This is a genomic window from Herbaspirillum lusitanum P6-12 (assembly GCF_000256565.1).
In the GTDB taxonomy this organism is placed as follows: Bacteria; Pseudomonadota; Gammaproteobacteria; order Burkholderiales; family Burkholderiaceae_D; genus Herbaspirillum; species Herbaspirillum lusitanum.
The window spans coordinates 1-243 of sequence record NZ_AJHH01000468.1 but is presented as its reverse complement, the minus strand read 5'-3'; the positions used below and the strand labels follow the sequence as shown (position 1 = coordinate 243).

1 pseudogene is annotated in these 243 nt (G+C 66.7%); it reads right to left on the bottom strand.

Features of this window, described 5'->3' with window-relative positions:
* Positions 1-243: pseudogene (locus HLUSI_RS34215) on the bottom strand (septum site-determining protein MinC); the annotation flags it as partial.

Genomic DNA, 243 nt, shown 5'->3' with positions numbered 1-243 from the left:
GCCGCGAAGATACGGGCGCCGGTATTGCCGCTGGCGCGGCCGGCTTCGGCGCTTCCTCTGCAGCAACGGCGGTTTCGGCTTCCTGTTGTTGCGGACGAGGCGCGCCGCCGTCGATGGACAGTCCTTGCGCAGCGATCTCGGCGTGCAGTTCTTCCGGCGCATTACGCACGGCGACCGCATTCAGGCGATAGCGCTTGAACAAGGTGACCAGCGCAGCCCAGTCGATGCCGGCGCCTTTTGGGT